The organism is Shewanella sp. SM73 (assembly GCF_025653795.1).
Taxonomy (GTDB): domain Bacteria; phylum Pseudomonadota; class Gammaproteobacteria; order Enterobacterales; family Shewanellaceae; genus Shewanella; species Shewanella oncorhynchi.
Genome location: NZ_JAKKRY010000020.1, coordinates 1 through 17,156, shown reverse-complemented (window position 1 = coordinate 17,156; position 17,156 = coordinate 1). Strand labels below are relative to the sequence as shown.

The 17,156-nt window shown below is 44.6% G+C and carries 18 protein-coding genes and 1 pseudogene; 10 read left to right on the top strand and 9 right to left on the bottom strand.

The features are described from left to right. Positions 1–56: 56 nt before the first annotated feature. From L5M51_RS20500 to mgtE, 6 genes are all read left to right on the top strand, one after another. On the top strand, positions 57–1,535 hold the full coding sequence (locus L5M51_RS20500) for an RNA polymerase factor sigma-54 (protein WP_212600140.1): 1,479 nt from the start codon (positions 57–59) through the stop codon (positions 1,533–1,535). 28 nt (positions 1,536–1,563) lie between these two features. After that, the gene (gene hpf / locus L5M51_RS20495) at positions 1,564–1,851 is read left to right on the top strand and encodes a ribosome hibernation promoting factor (protein WP_006083070.1); all 288 of its coding nucleotides are present in this window, start codon (positions 1,564–1,566) and stop codon (positions 1,849–1,851) included. A gap of 2 nt (positions 1,852–1,853) precedes the next feature. Further along, a complete protein-coding gene (gene ptsN / locus L5M51_RS20490; RefSeq protein ID WP_006083071.1) occupies positions 1,854–2,297 on the top strand; it encodes a PTS IIA-like nitrogen regulatory protein PtsN in 444 nt (147 codons plus the stop codon). Then, positions 2,294–3,148, top strand: a complete 855-nt coding sequence (gene rapZ, locus L5M51_RS20485; protein ID WP_105251390.1) for an RNase adapter RapZ — start codon at positions 2,294–2,296, stop codon at positions 3,146–3,148. Before ptsN ends, rapZ begins: the two co-directional genes overlap by 4 nt. Beyond that, positions 3,135–3,410: an HPr family phosphocarrier protein gene (locus L5M51_RS20480; protein WP_006083073.1), complete on the top strand. Its 276-nt coding sequence runs from the start codon at positions 3,135–3,137 to the stop codon at positions 3,408–3,410. The genes rapZ and L5M51_RS20480 overlap by 14 nt, the downstream gene beginning before the upstream one ends. Positions 3,411–3,654: 244 nt before the next feature. Further along, entirely contained in the window at positions 3,655–5,019 is a 1,365-nt protein-coding gene (mgtE, locus tag L5M51_RS20475; protein ID WP_263174386.1) for a magnesium transporter, read from the top strand. Between the two features lie 79 nt (positions 5,020–5,098). Here mgtE and L5M51_RS20470 read toward each other — a convergent pair whose 3' ends face one another. Beyond that, positions 5,099–5,935 carry a molybdate ABC transporter substrate-binding protein gene (locus L5M51_RS20470; protein ID WP_263174384.1) on the bottom strand — a complete coding sequence of 279 codons (837 nt, stop codon included), beginning with the start codon at positions 5,933–5,935 and terminating at the stop codon, positions 5,099–5,101. A gap of 265 nt (positions 5,936–6,200) precedes the next feature. Further along, complete coding sequence (locus L5M51_RS20465; protein WP_212600161.1) at positions 6,201–6,890, bottom strand: OmpA family protein; 690 nt, start codon at positions 6,888–6,890, stop codon at positions 6,201–6,203. A gap of 672 nt (positions 6,891–7,562) precedes the next feature. On the opposite strand from L5M51_RS20465, the gene L5M51_RS20460 reads away from it, so the two are divergent. Beyond that, positions 7,563–7,796 carry a transposase gene (locus tag L5M51_RS20460; protein WP_168825505.1) on the top strand — a complete coding sequence of 78 codons (234 nt, stop codon included), beginning with the start codon at positions 7,563–7,565 and terminating at the stop codon, positions 7,794–7,796. A gap of 738 nt (positions 7,797–8,534) precedes the next feature. Here L5M51_RS20460 and L5M51_RS20455 read toward each other — a convergent pair. Further along, positions 8,535–9,395: a PA4780 family RIO1-like protein kinase gene (locus L5M51_RS20455; protein WP_028759534.1), complete on the bottom strand. Its 861-nt coding sequence runs from the start codon at positions 9,393–9,395 to the stop codon at positions 8,535–8,537. 335 nt (positions 9,396–9,730) lie between these two features. Next, complete coding sequence (locus tag L5M51_RS20450) at positions 9,731–10,045, bottom strand: hypothetical protein (RefSeq protein WP_168825509.1); 315 nt, start codon at positions 10,043–10,045, stop codon at positions 9,731–9,733. 180 nt (positions 10,046–10,225) lie between these two features. Between L5M51_RS20450 and L5M51_RS20445 the strand changes: the two genes are divergently transcribed. Beyond that, the gene (locus L5M51_RS20445; protein ID WP_113939984.1) at positions 10,226–10,774 is read left to right on the top strand and encodes a DUF2799 domain-containing protein; all 549 of its coding nucleotides are present in this window, start codon (positions 10,226–10,228) and stop codon (positions 10,772–10,774) included. Positions 10,775–10,829: 55 nt separating this feature from the next. Here L5M51_RS20445 and L5M51_RS20440 read toward each other — a convergent pair whose 3' ends face one another. Then, entirely contained in the window at positions 10,830–11,588 is a 759-nt protein-coding gene (locus L5M51_RS20440; protein ID WP_263169213.1) for a phosphatase PAP2 family protein, read from the bottom strand. A 224-nt stretch (positions 11,589–11,812) separates the two neighbouring features. Here L5M51_RS20440 and L5M51_RS20435 point away from each other — a divergent pair, with 224 nt between their 5' ends. After that, the gene (locus L5M51_RS20435; protein ID WP_263174381.1) at positions 11,813–13,753 is read left to right on the top strand and encodes a GGDEF domain-containing protein; all 1,941 of its coding nucleotides are present in this window, start codon (positions 11,813–11,815) and stop codon (positions 13,751–13,753) included. 186 nt (positions 13,754–13,939) lie between these two features. Here the strand turns inward: L5M51_RS20435 and L5M51_RS20430 are convergent, their stop codons facing one another. The 4 genes from L5M51_RS20430 to L5M51_RS20415 all read right to left on the bottom strand — a co-directional run bounded on the left by L5M51_RS20430 (position 13,940) and on the right by L5M51_RS20415 (position 16,309). Further along, positions 13,940–14,335, bottom strand: coding sequence for a hypothetical protein (locus L5M51_RS20430; RefSeq protein WP_263174380.1), 396 nt, complete (start codon positions 14,333–14,335; stop codon positions 13,940–13,942). Positions 14,336–14,416: 81 nt separating this feature from the next. Continuing rightward, on the bottom strand, positions 14,417–14,830 hold the full coding sequence (locus L5M51_RS20425) for a hypothetical protein (protein WP_168825515.1): 414 nt from the start codon (positions 14,828–14,830) through the stop codon (positions 14,417–14,419). A gap of 101 nt (positions 14,831–14,931) precedes the next feature. Further along, positions 14,932–15,315, bottom strand: a complete 384-nt coding sequence (locus L5M51_RS20420; RefSeq protein WP_168825517.1) for a hypothetical protein — start codon at positions 15,313–15,315, stop codon at positions 14,932–14,934. A gap of 52 nt (positions 15,316–15,367) precedes the next feature. Beyond that, positions 15,368–16,309, bottom strand: coding sequence for a hypothetical protein (locus L5M51_RS20415; protein WP_263174377.1), 942 nt, complete (start codon positions 16,307–16,309; stop codon positions 15,368–15,370). A gap of 691 nt (positions 16,310–17,000) precedes the next feature. Between L5M51_RS20415 and L5M51_RS20410 the strand changes: the two are divergent. Beyond that, positions 17,001–17,156, top strand: a pseudogene (locus tag L5M51_RS20410) (IS110 family transposase); the annotation flags it as partial.

The window sequence follows — 17,156 nt, the reverse complement described above, 5'->3', positions numbered from 1 at the left end:
CAAGATAATAATAAGCGACCTCATCCAACAATAATAACGTAGGGATCAGCGGTAACATGAAAGCGTCACTCCAGCTCAAACTGGGTCAACAGTTAACCATGACGCCACAACTACAACAGGCTATACGTCTGTTGCAACTGTCGTCATTAGAACTGCAGCAAGAGATCCAGCAAGCATTAGATTCTAATCCCCTTCTCGAGCTGGAAGAGGATCAATTCGACGCCACTAAAAACCCTGTAAACCAAACGCTATCCGATACGGATTTCAGTGAATCTAGCACTCTGCCACCAGAAAAAGACAGCTCCACCATAGACACGGCAGAGTCGCTAACCAAAGAATCCATGCCCGATGAGCTCCCCATGGACACCACATGGGATGAAGTGTTTACCGCCTCCCCAAACTCAGGCCCCGGCGGTAGTCGTGAAGACGATATGCCCTTCCAAGGCGAGACCAGTGAAGGGTTGTACGAACACTTAGAATGGCAAAAAAACCTCACGCCGTTTTCTGAAACCGATTTAGCCATTGCCACCGCCATTATTGATGCCATCGACGATCAGGGCTATCTCACCCAAAGCACTGAAGAAATTCTCGAAGCCATGGGCAATCCTGAAGTTGAGCTTGACGAAGTCGAAGCCGTACTCAAGCGTATTCAGCATTTTGATCCCATAGGCGTTGCCGCCCGCGATTTAAGTGAATGCCTGCTGATCCAACTGTCGCATTTCGCCGCTGATACTCCCAACCTAGAAAACGCCCGTATGCTGATCAAAGATCATTTAGATCTGATCGCCGCCCGAGACTTTAGGTTATTGATGCGTAAGACTAAATTAAAAGAAGATGAATTAAGGGATGGTATAGCACTTATCCAAACCCTCAATCCTCGCCCAGGTTTGTTGATCACGCCCAATAATGACGAATACGTTATCCCAGATGTGTCTGTGTCGAAGAAAAATGGCCGCTGGGTTGTTGAGCTTAATCCTGACTGCATGCCCAAAATCAATGTAAATCAACATTATGCTTCTATGGCACGCAGTACCAAAAACCAAGCCGATAGCCAATTTATTCGCGGCCATCTGCAAGAGGCTAAATGGTTTATTAAGAGCCTAGAAAGCCGTAACGATACTTTGCTTAAAGTTGCTAATTGCATAGTGCAATATCAGCAAGGTTTCTTTGAGTACGGTGAAGAAGCCATGAAGCCTATGGTGCTTAACGATATTGCCGAAGCGGTAGAAATGCATGAGTCCACCATCTCACGGGTCACAACTCAAAAATACATGCATACCCCTAAGGGACTTTTTGAACTAAAATACTTCTTCTCTAGCCACGTCGGTACTGACGATGGTGGTGAGTGCTCATCCACAGCAATCAGAGCCTTTATAAAGAAACTGGTGGCAGCGGAAAACCAGAAAAAACCATTAAGCGATAGTAAGATGGCACAACTTCTGGCAGAACAAGGGATCAACGTAGCCCGCAGAACCATTGCGAAGTACCGAGAGGCTATGCTTATTCCACCTTCTAATCAGCGTAAAAGTTTATAACCTACAGTGGATATCGGAGGACGTTTCTATGCAAATAAACCTAAGTGGACACCATGTCGAAATTACCGAATCGTTACGTGCATATGTAGAAGAAAAGTTTTCAAAACTTGAACGCCATTTCGAACAGATCAATAATGTGCACGTTGTGCTCAATGTTGAGAAAATGCAACAGATTGCCGAAGCGAGAATAAACCTCATAGGTGGTGAAGTTTTTGCTACTTCAGAGCATGCTGACATGTATGCCGCTATAGACGCCCTGATTGACAAGCTTGACCGTCAGGTTATTAAACACAAAGAGAAGTTAACAAAACACTAATAATGGAACTTTGTACCATACTGCGGCCGGAGTGCACTACCTGCGCCACTCCGGGCAGCAAGAAAAAGGTACTGGAACTCATCAGCGACTTAGTCGCTGCCCAGTACCCGACCCTCTCATCTCAAGAGATATTCGAAAGCCTAGTGGCGCGCGAAAAGATGGGGAGCACAGGTATAGGTAACGGCATCGCCATTCCACATGGTCGACTAGCCGATATAGATCAGCCCATTGCCATACTAATTAAGTGTGAAGAGCCGATAGCATTTGATGCTATCGATAAGCAACCTGTTGATATTTTATTTGCACTACTGGTGCCTGCAGACCAATGTCAGCAGCACTTAAGTACCTTGTCTTGCATGGCCGAAAAGCTGAGCGACAAGCAAATATTAAAGCAATTACGCAAGACGCATGATGAAACGGAACTCTATCAGGTAATCACTGGATGAAACTGGTCATAGTGTCGGGCCGCTCAGGCTCAGGCAAATCTGTCGCCCTTAGGGTACTCGAAGATCTCGGCTATTATTGTGTCGATAACCTTCCCTTGCCATTGATTGGCAGTTTGCTTGAGCAACTCAAAGGCAGTAACGATCTCGTCGCCATCAGTGTCGACGTGCGTAACATGCCTGAGCAGGATAAGGTCTTAGTAAAACAACTCGCTAGCCTACCTCCAGATACTGAGTTAACGAGCTTCTTCCTTAACTCCAGCGATAAAATTCTGCTCAAGCGTTACAGCGAAACCCGCCGTTTGCATCCTTTGTCGAAGAGCCGAGTGTCTTTGCAAGAAGCGATAAAGCTGGAGGGGAAACTGCTCGAGCCTATGTCAAAACTGGTCGATCACTACATAGATACGTCGAATCTGAATATCTATGATTTAAGCGACCAAGTCAGACAAATTCTCCTTGGTAGTGTCGATAAAGAACTCGTGATCAACTTCGAGTCCTTTGGCTTTAAGCACGGAATGCCCACCGAAGCAGACTTTATGTTCGATGTACGCTTTCTGCCCAATCCCCACTGGGAGTTGGCGCTGCGGCCATTGACTGGCTTGGATGAACCCGTAGCTGAGTTCTTAAATCGCCAACCACTGGTCAATAAGTTCATCTGGCAAATCGAAAATTTACTGGAGACTTGGCTGCCGCACCTCGAGCGTAACAATCGCAGTTATTTAACTGTGGCCATTGGCTGCACAGGTGGACAGCACAGATCGGTTTACGTCGCAGAGCAATTGGCCAAACGCTTTAGTAACGGTAAACATAAAGTGTATGCCCGTCATCGAGAGCTCAATAATGCCAAAGCTTGAACGTCAGATAACTATCTGTAATAAGCTCGGTTTACATGCCCGTGCCGCCACTAAGTTGGTGGTACTGGCTTCCGAGTTTGATGCGACCATCACCTTAATCCAAGGCGATAAACAAGCATCGGCCGCCAGTGTACTTGGCTTACTGATGCTTGAAACTGGTATGGGTAAAACCATTAAGCTTATCGCCGAAGGCCCAGATGCAGAGCCGGCTCTCGATGCCATTTGTGCCTTAATCGACGCTAAGTTTGACGAAGCCTGTTAGTTTCACTTCACACTAAGCACTTCATCGTTAGTTTCACTTCATGTCTAGTTTAAAAAACTTGCCATTCAGACATGGCAAAACATTTGTCGCTCGACGATACAAGCTACTGGCGATTACACTAGCGGTCATTGCGCTGGCCTTACCTTAGCCGCCTTAATCTGTGTCATCGACTGACGCTTAGTCACCGCTAAATCCTAGCCCAACACCAAGATCTCAAACCAATTTGCCGCACAATGGAGGACAAATGCCCGTAGATAATGTAGAAAACGATCACACCGGACATAGTCTTGACCAGTTAAACCAAGCGCTTAGCAGCGGCATGTTCGTACACGTGCGCAATATGCTGCAAAAAATGGCCGCCTCAGATATCGCGCTGATCTTAGAATCATCACCGCCAAGTGCCAGACAAGTACTGTGGCAGCTCATCGATCAGGAACAAATAGGCGACATACTCGATGAGTTGAGTGAAGAACTCAAAGACCCACTGATCCGCAGCATGAGCCCTGAGCGAGTCGCGAAAGCGACAGCAAGCATGGACACCGACGATCTCGCCTATATTCTGCGAAGTCTTCCCGACGCCGTTTACAAACAAGTGTTGCAGTCGATGACGGAGCAAAATCGCCTGAGGGTAGAACAAGCCCTATCTTATCCAGATGAGACCGCCGGCAGCTTGATGAACACAGATACTGTCACCCTAAGACCCGATGTGAATATCGATGTGGTGCTGCGCTATCTTCGGCAAAGGGGCAACCTACCCGACACCACAGATACCTTATATGTGGTCGACAAACAGGACAAAGTCCTTGGCGGTGTGAGGCTGGCAGATCTGCTGACTTGCGCGCCAAGCACCACAATTCGCAATATCATGGATCCCAATATTCAAAGTATTCCGGTGAGCATGTCCGACAGCGAAGTCGCGCAGAAATTCGAACGCAATGATTGGGTATCGGCACCTGTCGTCGACTGTGATGGTAAGCTGCTCGGGCGTATCACAATCGATGACGTAGTCGATGTTATCCGCGAAGATGCTGAACATTCCATGATGGGTATGGCGGGGATGGACGGAGATGAAGATACCTTTGGTCCTGTGCTAAAAAGTACCCTACGTCGCTCGCTCTGGCTCACCATTAACTTATTCGCCGCCCTGCTCGCCTCGTCGGTCAGCAATATGTTTGAAGGCACTATTGAGCAATTTGCCACTATCGCCATCCTAATGACGATTGTCCCTAGCATGGGCGGTGTTGCCGGTAATCAGACCTTAGCGCTCGTGATCCGTGGTATTGCTTTAGGCCATATCGGCCAAAGCAACGCCCGCTGGCTTATCGGTAAAGAGCTATCGATTGGTTTTCTCAATGGCTTGATGTGGTCGATTTTAGTCTTTGTCGCCGTGTGGCTATGGAAGGATGATATGGCACTGGCGGGCTTAATTGGTAGCGCCATGCTGATCAATATGACAGTAGCTGGGCTTGCAGGTGCGAGTATTCCATTGATTTTAAAACGACTTAAAATCGATCCTGCCCTCGCTGGCGGTATGGTGCTCACCACAGTCACTGACGTGGTTGGCCTGTTCGCCTTCCTCGGGTTAGCGACGCTCTACTTGATGAACTAACGCTTTAACAGTTTGAGCTAATAACAAAAACGGCACCTCAAAGGTGCCGTTTTTTATCCCGCAGGAAAACTAAAGAAGGCTATTTTGCCGGAGGTTGGAAACCATAACTGCTCAAAATCGCTTGGCCTTTGGTCGATAGAATAAACTCAGCTAACGGCTTAGCGGCAGTATTAGCGCCTTGTAAAACCAGTAAACCATAGTCGGCACCCACGGCGAGTTCCTGCGGTAAGTCGATGATTTGTAAACTCGGCACTTCTTTTTTAGCCAGCACAGCATTAGTGCAATAGGTTAAAAAGATATCCGCTTGCTTGTTTTCCATCACCCAGCCATAGGGGTTGCGATCTTTAGGCGGTTTAACGCTCTCAGGGCCGCCCGTCAGTTGTAATGCCTTGGTCTCTAACGCGGCTTTCGCATTGGGTTTTACCGCTTCGGCCTTAGCAAAAACGGCCCAGGCATAATCACCCGCGGGGTCGGCTTTCGGGGTTGAGGTACCGACTTTAATCTTAGGATCTAACAAGGTATCGAGTAACGTCGCACTCGTCACCTGAACTGTGTCTTGAGCAATGGCGCAGAGTTGATTACGGGCAAACATTTGCACTGCTTCGCCCTGACCTGAATCCACTAATGCCTGTGGATGTTTCATATTCGCCGAGGCAAAGATATCGACTTTCTCGCCCTCTTGAATACGTTTTAACAATAAACCTGAGGGCGCATATTGCGCTACAACACTCATTTGCGACTGTGCTTGATAAGCAGCAATAATATCACTCATCGCAGCCTTTAAACTGCCTGCGGCGCGCAGTTCTATCGGCGCGACTCCTGTGGTCAGTTCGGCTTTCATCGGCACTCCTTGTACAGCAGTCACCATGATGACAGGACTTAAACTCAAGGCTACTAACACATTTTTGCTTATCATAGTCATATTCTCCTTTAGGCACTAAAAGTCATTCTTGTGACTTATTCCCATACAGAACGTGAAATCGATAAAGGGATCAAGCTGAAGTCATCCCAAGGTAATTAGCAGTGATATGTTTGTGGTGCAGGTCACTCAAGGTGCGCTTCATAAAGGACAAATTGTCTAATTGAAGCACGGCAAGCTAATCACTCAATTAGCCCACCACTGAAAACAAAAAAGTCGCCCTAGGCGACTTTTTCAGCGAGAACTTTGCGCTTAGACCAGACTATTTACCTGTTGGTATTAGTACGATCTCAACGCGGCGGTTTTGTGCTCGGCCATTTGCATTGGCATTTGATGCAATAGGACTCGCTTCACCCATACCTTTTGATTTTACACGGGCAGAGGCAACGCCTTTACTCATCAAGTAATTACCCACTTCGCTAGCCCGGACCTGTGACAGACGTAAATTGTAAGAGTCTGAACCACTGCTGTCGGTATAACCTAATATGTTGAGCTGCGTTTTGCTGTATTCCTTGGCCACAACCGCCACTGAATTCAGCACGCGTTTAGCACCGTCGCTTAACTCGGTTTGATCTACGCCAAAGGTCACTTCATTAGGCATATTCAAAATGATGTTATCGCCGTTACGGGTCACACTCACGCCCGTTGAGGCTAATTGTTGGCGTAATTTAGTCTCTTGCACATCCATGTAATAACCAATACCACCACCGACTGCAGCGCCCGATGCAGCACCAATTAAGGCACCTTTACCGCGGTCGCTCTTGCTCGAAGATACCACCCCAATTGCGGCACCCGCGACGGCACCAATCAATGCGCCACTGGTAGCTTTAGCGGTTTGTTCTTCGTTTGAATAGGGATTGATTGTTGTACAACCCGATGCAACTAGCGCGGTCGTCAATACCACTATGGCTAACAGGGATGGTTTAGATTGCACTGCCTGAAAACACTTCATCATTTATAACCTCTTTATATGATTGATGACTGTGAATACCGCTCAAAAGGGCAAGAAATATCACGTCCATTAGGTAATTCGAATGACCTAGGGATTGCCACAAAGCAGGCAGTATATAAGCAATTGCGCTGGAGACAATCCTTTATCCATCTTCAATTATGCTAATCCAGATTTTAGTCAGCAAAGATACAGATTTCGGGCTTCAATCATGGCTTGTACCGCCCAATTTCATATCAAGTCTATGGCACCGAAATAGTGCACCTTGCACCTTTATTGGCAGCACTAAAAAATCACGTCGTTTTAATCGAAGTCGCAATGCAATGATTTTAAAGGTTAAAATAAAAACTAGAATATTGGCACGAATTTTACATACTACTAAGTGAGTAGACAGTCAGACGCGGTAAACATCGCCGAAAACTAGAGTCAACTTCAACAGGATTAATCCAAATTAAATGGACCTATCGAGACAGAAAATGGGCTCGAGTATTTAGGGTCATAAAGGAGGAAGTATGAAAACGGTCATGAACTTTATCGCACTATGTCGCCACGAATGGATTTGTCTGCGCCATCTAGGTCTGAGCCAGTGGGATTTAGAACAGCTTCACTATTATCAATAAAAGGCAACGCAAACGGTCATATTTTGGTTCTAAGGCAGTAAAAGAGGGAACGCTCATGGGAATCGCAGAAAATAGTCTCAAGCTACATGTTATCACCGAGGTTAAAGTACAAGGTCGCTTACTGTCGGATGTTGCACGTCAATACGGTTTATCTGCCAAGGCAGTCTACCAATGGGTGCGAGAAAGCGATCTGCAACCCCAGCAAAGAGAATGCGCATTAATGAGTGAGATTGCCCAGCTACAGAAAAGAATTAAACAGCTCAATCATGAGCTACGCACGATAGGTTAAGTGCTACATGGCAATTGAGTGCCTGTACAACAAGCTAAACGTGCCCGAATAGACAAGGCCGGACGAGATTGCATATCGCCCTGCTGATAACGCTAACGATGTAAAAGATGTGCTAACAACAATAATAACAGCGCCCTTTTTAGTCCGGCCTTGTCGTCCAAATTGATGAACCCAGCGAAGATTGGGAAATAGTATTAACAGCAACAAACGGATAAGGACAATGCAAAAGTTTCGGCAAGACTAGGGAGGGAGTTATCTCCCCCAAGATCAAATATGTGAATTGTGCTCCCCCAAGTCATGAACATATTTCTCTCTCTGGCCTTGTCATTTTATTCACAGGATCAATGATGATCCAGCACTGCAATGAGTGTGGTGCGCCAAGGAAGGCCGTGATTGGTATTACATAGATTGACTGAAGAGTTACCAAGGTTTCGGCAAGGATTGAGGGAGTTGTCTTCCCCAAAGATTAAATATGTGAATTGTGCTCCCCCAAGTCATGAACATATTTATCTCTCAGCTCTTGTCCTTTTATCACACTGTTCGATGATTGCTAGCTTGTTTGTAGCAACAAGGATGGCCCCAGCTTCCATCGGGGATTAAGCCAAGGATTGGCTAACGCCAAAAATTAAATAACAATAATAAAATCAATAACAAAAAATAATAATTCACTTAATTTTTAGCATAAAAAAGACGCTACTTTGAGCGTCTTTTTTATGGGTGAAAAACAACGACTGACGATTAATAGTCTTCTTCGTTTGCCTCTTGGATCCGCTGCTTACGCTCTTGTGCCTCTTCAAAGGCTGCTTGGATTTCTTCCAAGACCGCACTAACATCGGCTTCGACCAGCACTTCGGTAAACTCACCCGTTAATGGTGTTTCAGGCTTCAATTCACCGGCTTCAAACAGGGCCCAAATTTCTTTGGCGTATTGTGTTTTTAGCAGCTCAGGAGCATACAAACCATAGTATTGAGTCATGTTATTCACATCACGCGCTAACATCCATTTGGCATGGTTATTCGCCGCGGCATCGACCGCCTGAGGCAAATCGATAATCACTGGCCCTTCACTGTCAACTAACACGTTAAACTCAGACAAGTCACCGTGCACTAACCCAGCACAGAGCATACGTTTGACATAGGTCATCACCAACGCATGATCCTTCAAGGCTTTTTCTGCCGACATACTAACATCGTTTAATCTCGGCGCGACATTGCCCTCGGCATCCGTCACTAACTCCATCAGCAACACGCCATCGAAACAACCATAAGGCGTTGGCACACGCACACCCGCATTCGCTAAACGGTAAAGTGCTTCAACTTCAGCATTTTGCCAAGCTTCTTCCTGCTGATCGCGGCCAAATTTAGACCCTTTTTCCATCGCGCGCGCGCGACGACTGTTACGGACTTTTCGGCCTTCTTGATATAACACAGCTTGCTTAAAACTGCGCTTGTCCGCTTCTTTATAGACTTTGGCACAGCGGATATCATCACCACTGCGTACAACATACACAGTCGCTTCTTTACCGCTCATTAACTGGCTAATGACCTCATCGACCAGTCCTTCATCAACCAGGGGTTGGATTCGTTTCGGAGTTTTCATAGCGCCCTTATACCTTACTTAGGCATGATATGGAATACTGCGGGCAAATCTTCATACAAAAGCGGTCTCCAGCGGAAGTTTGATGAATATAGTTTAGGATTGTTAAACGAATTTTAAGTAAAAACTAATGCACTTGCGTGTTAAACACAATACCAGATTTACTCAGCACTTTGGCAAAGAAAGAGACTGAAAATACCGCTTTAACTAAAAGAATATTCTTTTATGCTCACCCCAATAAAATCAGACTCAAAACGACAAGCCATATTCCACGGCGAATATGCCAATCCAAGCCCGTTGAAATAATACCCAGAGCTAAATTGGTGCAGGAACTTAACTCAAACAAACAAGGCAATCACACTGCCCACAGTCGCCGCCGCTTTCAATATTTGGCCTGCACTGTAATAAGTGTCGTTTGAACTCTTAACGTCATCTACATCATCCGCACTAGGCTCAGATATTTTACTCCTTGCATTGCCATCAAAACTGACCTCAGCTTTAGGAGCTGCCAGCCCTAATGCACCATAGGTAAAGGATTTAAGTCCGCTTGGCTCGGCGGTATCAAGGGATTGATGAGCCGACTTAACTGCCGGTAATGAAGCTGAATACGCAGATGAAATAAGTGAAATCATAGCGAGCACCAAAGCAGACATTTAAAGAGTTAACCACAAACTAACACAATATCAGCTGGTTATCATGCATTCATCCGCTAAACTGTGATGGATTCTGCCCAACAAAGCTCATCTATGACCGTATAAATGGCGGTATATATAGCTAGATCTCCCCCATAAGAGCCTTTATCCTAAACACCACAACATATAGAGAACTTATCCATGCACTATCCCAGCATTTTCCTCGCACTTTCAGTCCTATCCCTGACTCAATGCAGCAGCTTATCGATTGAAGAATGCGCCAATAGTGATTGGTTTGCCCTTGGGCTTGCCGATGGCAACCGTGGGACAAGTTCTGGGCAATTAAATCAATATCAAAAAGATTGTCGTGAATTTAATCTCAGTGTCGATACCGCGCAGTGGAAACAAGGATACCAGCAAGGGTTAGCCAGTTACTGCGTGCCAGAAAATGGCTACCGCGTAGGCTTAGCGGGAGAAAGTTATTATGGGGTTTGCAGTAATAACCAGTTTGTTGAGCGCTATAACCAAGGCCATCAACAATACCTGACCAACAAACGTTTAACTGAGATTGCCGATCGCTTAAATACCATAGAGAGAGAAATAAGCAGTCTTGATGGCAAGATCAATAATCTCACCGACAAGGCTGACTTATTGAAACAGAAAAACAGTCTACTCAACGAAAAAAACCAACTGTTAGATGAAAGATCTCGCCTACGCAGACCTGATATGCGCTTCGAATTTAGATTTTAAGCCATAAAAAAACACTGAACCCAATAAGGACTCAGGGCTTTAGCTTCGCAGCTCGTTATTTTTGCGGTATTCCACTACTTATAACCTTGAACATTTGACCCAAAGCGACCAATTTAGACTTTCTAAACGCAGGCGAGCGCAGAAAAAACACATAGTAGAGTAGGCTAGCGGACGTCCATGCTATGGCTAAACTCCATAAATCATGACTCAAGAAGTGGGCGCCGCGTAACTCTTGGCCAATGCCAAATACTAGGCCTAAACTCAAACCAAAGATTAATCCAAACTTAGCTAAATGCGGGCGATACTCACGCAGCACGTAATACAAGGCAACCCAAGCAAACCCGCCGCTGGCATGACCACCCGGGAAACATTGACCAAACTCAGCACTTTTAGGTAAACGAGAAAACAAGGATGAATGTATCATATGGCCGCCAAACTCAATCACATCCCACGGGCAGGTCATGTGAGTAACGCTCTTGCCAATTCGGACCAGCAACACACTCGCCAATACGCTACTAAATAGGTAAATCAGGCCCTTGCGGTACGGTTTTACCCTGTCACTTCGAAAACTAAAGGCAATGCCGACTACGACACTCACCGCCAGCAAGATGACAAAGTTACGCCCAGTGACATGCAGTAAATCTTCGGTCAACCAATATCCTCTCAATGGCCAAGAGTCGATGCCCCCTTGCCAATGAAATAACAAAGTCGCGACTTTCATATCAGCGTGAGTCCATTCAAGCCCCACTATGATCACTGCAAACACTAAAAGCGGCGTAATTAAATGCCCCTTAGCAAAATCCATAAATGTCATCATAACTTTATCTTTCAGATAGTTATTCACTAATAAATCCAAAAACCAGAACATTTAGTGTTAGAGTACCGTTGAATTCTTACCTAACACTTAAGAGATCTAACAGCGCAGTATTTAAGATAGAACCGAGATTTTGCAGTAACTAAATTTACCGAAAAGACTCACATCATGAGTAAAAAGACTATAGTTTATGAATAGTATCGCGCCTCTAGGACTGAGCATTCATGCCATACAACCTCGCCATTAACCAGTCTCAAAAAGATCGTTTATTTGCCGACATTGCTATCGACACAGACAAAATCGTTGTTCCCCAAGAAATGGTTGATAACTGGCAACAAACCTTAGATTTGCTCTCTGAATTAGTCGACACCCCCGCCGCTTTGATCATGCGTGTCCATCAAACCGATATTGAGGTCTTTACCTCGAGCCGCACCCAAGGTAATCCCTATAAAAAACATGATAAAGACAGTTTAGGCCACGGGCTTTACTGCGAAACAGTGATCAAAGAAGGTAAGGAACTCCACATTCCTAACGCCCTAAAGGATAAAAACTGGGACAAAAATCCTGACATTAAACTCGGCATGATCGCATACTGTGGTTTACCTTTACGTTGGCCAGATAGCAGTGCCTTTGGCACTATCTGCATGCTCGATAGCCAAGAGCATAATTACCCCCAATCTTTTCGCAGCTTACTCGCTCGGTTTCAAAATGGTATCGAAGCTAACCTAGTCACCCTTTATCAACAGGCTAAGCTACAACTGCACAATCAGCAGCTAGAGCAAAAAGTACAACAGCGCACCCATGAACTCGCCGAACTTAGCGGCAAGCTCATCAAAGAAATCGAAAACCGCACCTCCACCGAAACCTCACTGGAATACCATAAAAGCTATGATCCACTGACGGGATTACCCAATCGCATCAATTTGATTAATAGTCTGTCTATCATGCTCGAAAAAGTGAATCGCAAAGAAAAAATTTCAGTACTCTATCTTGGGCTGCGCAATTTCAAATCCATCAACGACAGTTATGGTTACCTGATTGGCGATAAAATTCTCACTATTCTCAGCCAACGTTTACAGCACTATACCGATGAAAACACCTTTATCGCCCGCATCGCTGGCGCCGAATTTGTGATTATTCAAGCCCACAAACCTTCGAATAACGAAACCAATAAACTCATCAATAAAGTGCTTAACTGCTGTAACACGCCCTTTGGTGTGGCTGATTTTGTAATCACGATTCCCTCGAGCATGGGCATAGCACAAGCGCCTATGGATGGTATCGATGCCGCCATCCTGCTGCAAAAAGCCGGAGCGGCCATGACGATCAGCAAGGCTGATGGCTCAACTCACAGCTTCTTTAATCAAGATACGCAAGCCGCTTTAAACCTACGCTATCAACTGGAATCCCACTTGGTCGATGCACTGAACAAGAACGAGTTAAGCCTGCATTACCAACCCTTTATTAACTTAAAGACGAAGCAAGTGATTGGTGCCGAAGCCCTGCTGCGCTGGCATAATCCCATCCTTGGCAATGTCGCCCCAGACAGATTCATCGCCTTAGCTGAACGTAATGGCCAGATTATCGATATTGGCAATTTTGTATTGCATACCGCGCTGTCTCAGGCGGCAAAATGGTGTCGCGAGGTAGGCCAAGAGTTTAAAATCGCCATCAATATTTCCCCTTTGCAAATGCGCAATCCCCGCTTTAGCGAACACATAGCCGACTTACTCACCCTCTATCAATTGCCCCCCACCGCCTTAGAACTTGAAATTACCGAAGGCATGCTGATGCAGGATGAGCACATTGCCCACAATGTCATCCAAAAACTACAAGAACTCGGTATCCGCATCTCCCTAGATGATTTTGGCACAGGCTACTCATCCTTAAGTTATTTACAAAAATACTCTTTCGACACCTTAAAAATCGATCGCTGCTTTATTAGTAAACTCGAAGAAAACGAACAAAATAGAGAGTTAACAAAGGCAATTATTGCCATTGGTAAGAAACTGGACTTGGAAGTGATCGCCGAAGGCGTAGAAACCCTAGAACAAGATGCCTTTATTCGCCACGAGGAATGCGACTTAGGCCAAGGCTACCTCTACGGTAAACCCATTACCGCAATACAGTTTGAGCAGGCATTTATCCATAAAAAAGAGCATTAAGTTCATCCTTAATGCTCTTTTTATTTCGCGAATTAAAACCGACTGAATAATGTTACATGAATAGTCATTTCCACAAAATGTTATAACTCACATTTGTACAAAAGTGAGCTAGTTTTTTACTCTAATTCGTGGAGTTCGGATTAAAATCCCTATGGGTTATCACCTTACAAACGCAAGCCAACTGTTTTACGTCCGTTTAAGCAACTTATTATGTTCTCTTGCTAACCACCACAAAAATAAGATTGCTTGTAATCCCGAAATACCTGCATAAAACAAAAACAATTCAATTTTCATAGAAGGTAGTGAAATCAGAATACCGAAAGCTAGAATCCCTAAAAAATAACACCATTTATTCTGATTAAAGAACTTTACTGCCACCCAATGCACAGGAAAGCCAATTAACATCCATCCAATAATTGAGAATATAAAATAGAACACTAAAACAAAACGTATTGATCCATAGAGGTATTTAAAATCCATTGTTATTAAGTCAGATTCATTACTCCAGTAAAACAGCATAATTGGAACAAAACATATTGCTATAGCAATAAACACGGCTCGTAAAAAGTGCTCCAAATTCACAACCTCTCCCTGAGAACATAACGCCGCAAGCGGCGAGCGTTAGCCAGTCCAGCACCGAAGGTGCGATGCTGACTTGCCTTGTTAACTTTTTGCATACTCTACAACTAAAGACAGCGGGAACAAAAAAATAGCTGCCAACAAGAAATAACAACAAAGATAAAACACTCCGTAATAAACTGAATTTGTTATCTTACAAGCTAACTCCAATCTACGGGTGCCTAGCAGAGACGGAAAATAACTAGAGAACAGATTAATCGCATCAGCATTCTCTTCAAATAGTTTCACTAAGAAAAGCCTTAGCGTTGTGATAGTCATTACCATCCCTGCAAGGACAAAGGTTAAAAATAATAACCACTCAGCCATTTCAAAAGCTGTAACACCAACGAATGCAGCAAGAACAAGTAACATAGTGCCGATAACCCACCAGCGATAATAGCTTGCCGCCTTTTTTGTAAGGGCCTGATAGCAAAATTTAAGCGGTGCTTGAGGGTGCATAGTTCTTCCATAAAGTTAACGCCCGCAGCACGCGCGGCTTTGTAGTGAAGGCGGAGCTGCAACGAAAAGGCCGTCGCTGTGCCTGCGATTGTTAGGCATTTCTACTTCCGGCCCCTCGAAATATAGTCGGCATATTCATCTTGAATCATAAACTCGTTCAATAACCTTTCAGATGATCCTGCGAATCGTTGCTCAATAAACTCTATCGCTTGGCCAAATGAAGTGAATGATTTGACCTCATTGGCATCCTCTAGCTCTAGGTCTGGATCTAGTGGACCAAACTCATAAATATTAAGGAATGATTCATCACCCAAATCAGCAGTTTCGTAAACTGAAACATCTATTTCGGATTTGGGACCTCGAACGCTTAGCCACTGAATACCAGCACGGCCATCCCGTTCACAGCCACCAAGAAAGCACTCAACTGCTTTCCCTCGCTTAAGCGCCGACTCGGCTTCTTGAAGATTAAGGTATCTACGGCTCATTGTGTATGCCTAACGCCGCGCAGCGGAAAATTTGTCCGACTGCAGCGCCTTGTTAACTGCAGAACTCAATTCTATAGCCTCTGGCTGTACTGTATTTTAAATCATTAAATGTGTCGCATATAACGGAACTATCAAAGAAACTAGATGCTTCATTTGTTTTCCCTTTAGTTCCGAGACCAAGTACAAGCCGCTGCAGCACTGGCAAACTATTATTTAGCTCAGAAAACAATACAGGATCTATCTTCGAATTAATTACAGCCAATTCGTTAATTGAGCTACCTTTAATACCTGACAAAGAGGAAAGTCCATTCATGGTATCCATGACCAAGCTCTTAAGGTGCTTTAGATTGGAAACATCTGGAATGGATGTAACTTGCTTTAGAGTACTTAAATGCAATATCTCAAGAGATGTCAGGTTTTCCAGGGCACTTAGATCGTGTAATTTCTTTACCCAAAGTATTTCTAGGCTTGTTAACTTAGATAATCCTTTAATAGCATTTAGGTCTTCAAATGTGCCGAAACCCAAATATAAACTTTCTAAATTACTCAGACTGGCAACATGCTCTATTTGTTTTTCTTGATACCCTGAAAGGGTTAGGTCTCTAAGGCTAGTGAGCGTAGCTATAGAATCGATATCTTTCTTATTTTTGACCAAACTCAGAGAATTTAACTTATTCAGATCTGATAGAGGCATTAAAGATACAGTTTTTTTATTAAGCTCTCCCAGACTCAAAAACTCTATATCGTTTACATGCTCAGCAATAGCATCAATACTTGTTAGCGCAGGAAGAAAAATCTCTAAAGCTCTAATGCCCGAATAGTGTTTCAGGAAATCTAAACTGTAATCGTTACCCGCAGACCATGTAGGACCAAAAGCACCACCTAAGTATGATAGAGATATACCATCGATTTTTCCTTGGCGTATTTCATCCGCGATAGATGAATGTTCTTCATCGCTCAAATTGTCGGCTATCTTTTTTAGTTTTACGCGCATAATCTCAATTCTAGGTAGCAGTTAACGTCTTAGTATTTATGCGCTGCGCTGTTTGCAGGGCATAAATCGCTTGTTGACTAAATCTCAAATATGGCCACTGCCACATCCATGTAAATGGGTATAAATGATGCTATAGGAATTTGCTTTTTTGCGGTAGCGGTTTTTTATACAGTTTGATGGGTAATCACTTGATATCGTTTTAGCTTTCTCATTTTTCGCGCTTATTTTTTGCTGATCAATCGCTATCTAACGACTCAAAACTCCAAGGAATACACCTCCACTCGGAGTTGCCGCAGGGCGAATAGAGCTCTTGATTTAATAAAGAGTGCGTGAGTTCGGTCATGGATGACCGACTAGCTTTCGCAGGTGCAGGGGCGAATGAACATCGGTGATTTTCGCGCTTATGAGCGAGAGGCTAGGACTGCCGAACTGGAGGGCTTTACATGGATGTAAAGCGCATCCTTCGGAAGCGATAGCAAATTTGGCAATGAGCACAAGGAGCTTTCAACTCCGTTGGGGGCGTCTTGGAGCATCCAAGGGCGAAGGCCTACGGCCGCTTTGAGCGCGAGATATGGATATCGAGCTGGCTATTTAACATGGATAATGGAATGGACCCATCCACTTTTAATCGGCCTCGCAATGGGCCACGATGTAGTCGCTAAAACTCATCAGAAAGAGGACGGGTCCACCTATGAAGATTACTACAATCGGTTTAGATATCGCAAAGTCTGTTTTTCATGCTGTTGGTGTCGATAAAGCAGGCAAGTTAATCAAAAAGAAAATGCTTAGACGCAAAGACTTGCTGCCCTTTGTCGCGAAAATTGAGCCTTGCCTTATCGTTATGGAG

Coding starts and splice junctions, on each gene's coding strand:
- L5M51_RS20425 (WP_168825515.1), bottom strand. CDS start 14,830: ATGCACCCTCAAGCACCGCTTAAATTTTGCTATCAGGCCCTTACAAAA.
- rapZ (WP_105251390.1), top strand. CDS start 2,294: ATGAAACTGGTCATAGTGTCGGGCCGCTCAGGCTCAGGCAAATCTGTC.
- L5M51_RS20455 (WP_028759534.1), bottom strand. CDS start 9,395: ATGAAAACTCCGAAACGAATCCAACCCCTGGTTGATGAAGGACTGGTC.
- hpf (WP_006083070.1), top strand. CDS start 1,564: ATGCAAATAAACCTAAGTGGACACCATGTCGAAATTACCGAATCGTTA.
- L5M51_RS20465 (WP_212600161.1), bottom strand. CDS start 6,890: ATGAAGTGTTTTCAGGCAGTGCAATCTAAACCATCCCTGTTAGCCATA.
- L5M51_RS20480 (WP_006083073.1), top strand. CDS start 3,135: ATGCCAAAGCTTGAACGTCAGATAACTATCTGTAATAAGCTCGGTTTA.
- L5M51_RS20450 (WP_168825509.1), bottom strand. CDS start 10,045: ATGTCTGCTTTGGTGCTCGCTATGATTTCACTTATTTCATCTGCGTAT.
- L5M51_RS20420 (WP_168825517.1), bottom strand. CDS start 15,315: ATGAGCCGTAGATACCTTAATCTTCAAGAAGCCGAGTCGGCGCTTAAG.
- ptsN (WP_006083071.1), top strand. CDS start 1,854: ATGGAACTTTGTACCATACTGCGGCCGGAGTGCACTACCTGCGCCACT.
- L5M51_RS20500 (WP_212600140.1), top strand. CDS start 57: ATGAAAGCGTCACTCCAGCTCAAACTGGGTCAACAGTTAACCATGACG.
- L5M51_RS20415 (WP_263174377.1), bottom strand. CDS start 16,309: ATGCGCGTAAAACTAAAAAAGATAGCCGACAATTTGAGCGATGAAGAA.
- L5M51_RS20435 (WP_263174381.1), top strand. CDS start 11,813: ATGCCATACAACCTCGCCATTAACCAGTCTCAAAAAGATCGTTTATTT.
- L5M51_RS20445 (WP_113939984.1), top strand. CDS start 10,226: ATGCACTATCCCAGCATTTTCCTCGCACTTTCAGTCCTATCCCTGACT.
- L5M51_RS20460 (WP_168825505.1), top strand. CDS start 7,563: ATGGGAATCGCAGAAAATAGTCTCAAGCTACATGTTATCACCGAGGTT.
- L5M51_RS20440 (WP_263169213.1), bottom strand. CDS start 11,588: ATGACATTTATGGATTTTGCTAAGGGGCATTTAATTACGCCGCTTTTA.
- mgtE (WP_263174386.1), top strand. CDS start 3,655: ATGCCCGTAGATAATGTAGAAAACGATCACACCGGACATAGTCTTGAC.
- L5M51_RS20470 (WP_263174384.1), bottom strand. CDS start 5,935: ATGATAAGCAAAAATGTGTTAGTAGCCTTGAGTTTAAGTCCTGTCATC.